This is a genomic window from Amycolatopsis sp. SID8362 (assembly GCF_010550475.1).
GTDB classification, from domain to species: Bacteria; Actinomycetota; Actinomycetes; order Mycobacteriales; family Pseudonocardiaceae; genus Amycolatopsis; species Amycolatopsis eburnea.
Genome location: NZ_JAAGNB010000546.1, coordinates 1 through 3,546 on the forward strand (window position 1 = coordinate 1; position 3,546 = coordinate 3,546).

Here is a 3,546-nt window from a genome sequence, read left to right on the forward strand (position 1 = left end):
GCCCGGCTGGCCGCGGCGCACGAGCTGCGCGTGCTCGGCACCGGCAGCCCCGCGAAGCGCGAGCAGGCCGAGGAGGCCGGGGCGCGGTTCGTCGACTACACCGCGCAGGACGTCGTCACGGCGGTCCGCGAGCTGGTGCCGGAAGGCTTGGCCGGGATTGTCGACCTGGTCGGCGGCGCTTCGCTGCGAACCGTCGCCCCGCTGGCGCGCGAGCCCCACACGGTGATTTCCGTCGGCGACCAGTCCGTGTCCGAGCTCGGCGGCCGGTTCGTCGAGCGCCGCCTGGACCGGGCCAACCTGGCCCGGTCCGCGCGGCTGGCACTCGACGGCGTCCTCGCGCCGGTGATCACCGCGGTGCACCCGCTGTCCGACGCCCCGGCCGCGCTGGCCACGGTCGAGCACGGGCACGCCGCGGGCAAGGTGGTCATCAAGGTGACGTGAGCTATTCGCGACGGCCGCGTCTCCACCAGCCGCCGAACGATCTCGCGCGGTGGTGGATGTGCACGGCGTCGATGTGTCCCGCCTGCACGACGTTCCCGCCCACGGAACCGGAGCTGACGTTGCTGGTCGTGCCGCCCGGGTCGCCTTCGGGTGCGGGACCGATCGGCGTCACGGCGTGGATTCGAGAGCTCCCGCCGAGGTTCAGCTGGGCGACTTCGCAGGCGCCCAGTTCGGCCTTGGCCGCGGTTTCGCACGCGGCCGCGAGTCCCGGTCTGCTGCTCAGTTCGCTTTCGAGTTCGGCCAGCCTGGCGCGGGTCAGCGCGAGCTGCGCCTCGCGAGCGGATTCCGCTTCCGGGCTTTCGGGGAACCAGCGCGACCGCGGCGGTGGGTCCGCGGCTTTCCGGACAGCGTGTTCGACCTTGCGGGCCTTCGTGGCCAAGCCGGGAAGTTCTTTCCGGCGCGGGTGCGCGCCGACAGCCTGGCCGATGCCCTCGAGGAACTCCAGGACCGCGCCCTGGTCCGCGTCCGACTCCGTCAGCTCGTCGAGCGCGCGGCACCAGGCGAGGTGCTGCTCCGGATCGACGTGCGCGATCCGGCCCAGGTGCTTGCGCAGCCCTTCGAACTGCGCGCGCACCTCGGGGACGGCGAGCAGCCGGCGCATCGTCCGCGGCGGATCGTCGTCCGCCACCAGTTCGAAGTGGCCGTGGCCGATCGCGAGGCTCTTGGCGCGTTCGGTGAGTTCGTCGTGTTCCACCCAGCGCGCCTCGTCGCCGGGTTCGAAACCGGGGTGCGAGGCGATGTTCTTGCACAGCCGGTAGAGGCTCGTGTGCTCCCGCAGTTCGACGAGCACGTCCCGCTCGTCCCGCAGGCACAGCACCAGCACCGCGGGCAGGCGGCGTTCGGGGATGCGGAAGTACGCGGCGCAGCGGCCCACCGCTTCGGTCCAGGCGGCCTGCTGAGCGTCGGCCGAATCTGGCCGCAGCGGGGCGATCCGGCCGATGGGAAGCCGACCCCGCCCCGGGACCAGCAACCGGGTGAAGGGCAGCTCGGCGGCATCGTCGATGGTCAGCCGGGTCCAGTACTCGCTCGAGGAGTGCCGCATTCGCTCGCTCGGCAGGAACTCCGGATCCGGGCAGAGCACGGCGATGCGCTGGCCGGTGACGTCGTGGATGCTGGTCCAGTCCTGGATCAGCTCGCCGTGCAGAAGGCGCGCTTCCGCGGTGCGGGCCAGGATGACCATGAGCCCGAGGTAGCCTTCCCGCCGCGCCGCGTCCACGACGTAGGGCAGCGCCTCGGCTGCGGTGATCGGCGCCTTCCACACGCCTCCAGCATATTCGGGTTCGCCGCCGAGCGAGCCGCCGCGACGTTGCCGAGCCCCCTCGCCGCGGCTTCCGGCCTCACGCGGCGGTGAGGTGCTTGGCGCGCACCGCAGGCTCGGCTTCCTCGGCGAGCAGGTGCTCCGCACGGGCCAGGTAGTCGTCGATCGCGCGCAACCGGACCGCGACGCGCCGCTCCGCCGCGGTGGCCTGCTCCAGGATCGCGTCGGCGCGACGGCGGGCGTTGGCCACGATGGTGTCAGCCTCGGCGCGGGCGAGTTCGAGCATCCGCCGGACGCGGTCGCCCACCGCCGCCGGATCCGCCGGGGTGGCGGCGAGGCGGTCCAAGCGGGCGCGCAGCCGGTCGTTTTCGGTGCGGGCCGCTTCGAGCCGCCGGGTCAGGGTTTCGGCTTCGGCGAGCGCGGCGTCGCGGTCGAGGGTGAGCAGCCGCAGCTCCTCCTGGGTTTCGGCGAGGTGCTCGTCGACCTGCTCGCGGTCGTAGCCGCGCAGGGTGAGCGCGAAGCTGGTCGGCAAGGGCAGCGTCATGCCGCCCTCCGGTCCCGGAGGGTCGTGCGCAGCTCGTCCAAGCCGGTGGCGGTGCGCAGGACCGGCGGGTCGAGGCGGCCGATGCGGTGGTCGTCCTCCTGCAGCGCGGTGAGGAAGCGCGTGATCCGCGCCGGTGCCGGGGTGACGGTCGTGCCGCCGAGGTACCGCAGGACGATCAGGTCTTCGCCGGAGTGCGTTTCGACGGCGGCGGACCAGCCGTGGACTTCGTCCCAGAGCAGGGCGACGTCGCGGTCCGGGTAGCCGGGCAGGCGCTGGTCGAGGGCGACGTAGGCGGAGACCGGGGTGTCGTGGTCGACGGTGCACGACTCCATGCCGATGCCCAGGGCGGCGGTGACTTCGGTCAGGTAGTCGTGGAGCGTGGCCAGGGCCGGGTGGCTGCCCCGGCCGAGGTGCAGCGGGGTGGTCATGGACGTGTCCTTCGTGCGCGAAAGCCGGGTGGCCGGACCGGTCCGGCCACCCGGCGGTACCGGGGGTCAGGCCTGGATCTGCTGCCGCTCGGTCTTCGCGCCGGTGACCGCGATGCGCCGGGGCTTGGCCCGCTCGGCGATCGGGATGCGCAGGGTGAGCACACCCTGGTCGTAGTCGGCGGCGATCCGGTCGGTGTCGAGGGTGTCGCCGAGGAACAGCTGCCGCGAGAACACGCCCAGCGGCCGTTCCGAGATCTGCAGCCGGACGTCGTCGCCGGTCGGCAGCGGACGTCGTTCGGCCTTGACGGTCAGGACGTTGCGTTCGACGTCGAGCTCGATGGCGCCGGGGTCGACGCCGGGGAGGTCGAAGCTGACCACGAACTCGTCGCCGGCGCGGTAGGCGTCCAGCGGCATGGGGGCGGGCTTGGACCACGTGCCCGGCGCCGGGGTGCCGAACACCTGCTGGGCGAAGCGGTCCAGTTCGCGGAACGGGTCGGTGCGCATCAACATCGGGGTTCCACCTCCAGGGTCGTCTTGCGTCAACACGCACTACTTTTCTAGCATGTCATCGATTAGATGACAAGTGTGACGTCGTCGATAGGATGACAAATGCAGGACGAAGAGCTACGCGGAATCAGTGACGTCGTGGGTGCGGCCCGGGCCGGCAGCGCGGCACCCGACGACGTGCTCGGTGCGCTGACCCGGTTGCGGGCGTTGCGCGATCAGCTCGGTTCGTGGGAGCCAGAGCTGATCGCGGCGGCACGGGCCGGCGGGGTCAGCTGGGCCGCGCTCGCCCCGGCGCTGGGCGTGGCGAG

At 72.4% G+C, this 3,546-nt stretch carries 5 protein-coding genes and 1 pseudogene; 2 read left to right on the forward strand and 4 right to left on the reverse strand.

Features of this window, described 5'->3' with window-relative positions:
- The coding region (locus G3I65_RS17215; RefSeq protein WP_160697021.1) for a zinc-binding dehydrogenase at nucleotides 1-441 on the forward strand (441 nt) is incomplete at its 5' end.
- 1 nt (nucleotide 442) lies between these two features.
- Here G3I65_RS17215 and G3I65_RS17220 read toward each other — a convergent pair.
- From G3I65_RS17220 to G3I65_RS17235, 4 genes are all read right to left on the reverse strand, one after another.
- Nucleotides 443-1,762, reverse strand: coding sequence for a hypothetical protein (locus G3I65_RS17220; RefSeq protein ID WP_160697022.1), 1,320 nt, complete (start codon nucleotides 1,760-1,762; stop codon nucleotides 443-445).
- Nucleotides 1,763-1,838: 76 nt separating this feature from the next.
- On the reverse strand, nucleotides 1,839-2,303 hold the full coding sequence (locus tag G3I65_RS17225) for a DivIVA domain-containing protein (RefSeq protein ID WP_160697023.1): 465 nt from the start codon (nucleotides 2,301-2,303) through the stop codon (nucleotides 1,839-1,841).
- Nucleotides 2,300-2,731 (reverse strand): DUF6292 family protein, encoded by a 432-nt coding sequence (locus tag G3I65_RS17230; protein ID WP_160697024.1) that lies wholly within the window; start codon nucleotides 2,729-2,731, stop codon nucleotides 2,300-2,302. The genes G3I65_RS17225 and G3I65_RS17230 overlap by 4 nt, the downstream gene beginning before the upstream one ends.
- Before the next feature lie 66 nt (nucleotides 2,732-2,797).
- Entirely contained in the window at nucleotides 2,798-3,241 is a 444-nt protein-coding gene (locus G3I65_RS17235; RefSeq protein WP_160697025.1) for an Hsp20/alpha crystallin family protein, read from the reverse strand.
- Between the two features lie 99 nt (nucleotides 3,242-3,340).
- Here G3I65_RS17235 and G3I65_RS17240 point away from each other — a divergent pair.
- Nucleotides 3,341-3,546: pseudogene (locus tag G3I65_RS17240) on the forward strand (HSP18 transcriptional regulator); the annotation flags it as partial.